Origin of the sequence: Poseidonibacter ostreae, from assembly GCF_009208075.1 — a bacterium.
Lineage (GTDB): Bacteria > Campylobacterota > Campylobacteria > Campylobacterales > Arcobacteraceae > Poseidonibacter > Poseidonibacter ostreae.
Map to the genome: position 1 here is coordinate 1 of NZ_WFKJ01000128.1, position 526 is coordinate 526.

At 26.4% G+C, this 526-nt stretch carries 1 protein-coding gene; it reads right to left on the minus strand.

What is annotated here, in order from left to right; translation table 11 throughout:
- A partial coding sequence (locus GBG18_RS15100) for a helix-turn-helix domain-containing protein (RefSeq protein WP_152192399.1) occupies positions 1 to 425 on the minus strand: 425 nt, incomplete at its 3' end.
- Positions 426 to 526: the final 101 nt, after the last annotated feature.

Below are 526 nucleotides of genomic sequence, written 5' to 3' on the forward strand. Positions count from 1 at the left end.
CTTCTTTTGTGATATTTTTTATTTTTATGCCTTAGTCTAAAATATAATCTTCCTCCACAACTTTTGTTATGGTAAATGTATTGATATATAGTTTCATAAGATACTGCATATGAAAGCATTTGTTTCTTCATAACACCAGATATCTGTTCTGGAGACCAATCTAGTTTTAGTTTCTCTTGAATATAAACTTTTGCTCTTTTAGTAAGTTTTACAAACTTGTTTTTCTTCTTATGTCTAGTAAAAGTTAATTGCTCAGCAACTTCAGCTTGATATTTATTATATTTACTATTTCTGTTTATTTCTCTACTTATAGTAGATTGAGATTTATCTAATAATTTTGCTATTTGATTTTGGGTATATCCAATTTTAATGTAAGCAGATATTTGATATCGTTCTTTCAGGGTTAACTGTGTGAATTTTTTCATAAATATTTTCCTATTTTGTGGTGAAAAAGGATAACAAATATTTGGTTAACCCTTCTTAACACCTTACTTTAAGAAATTATGCATTTATGATTTGAATTGGG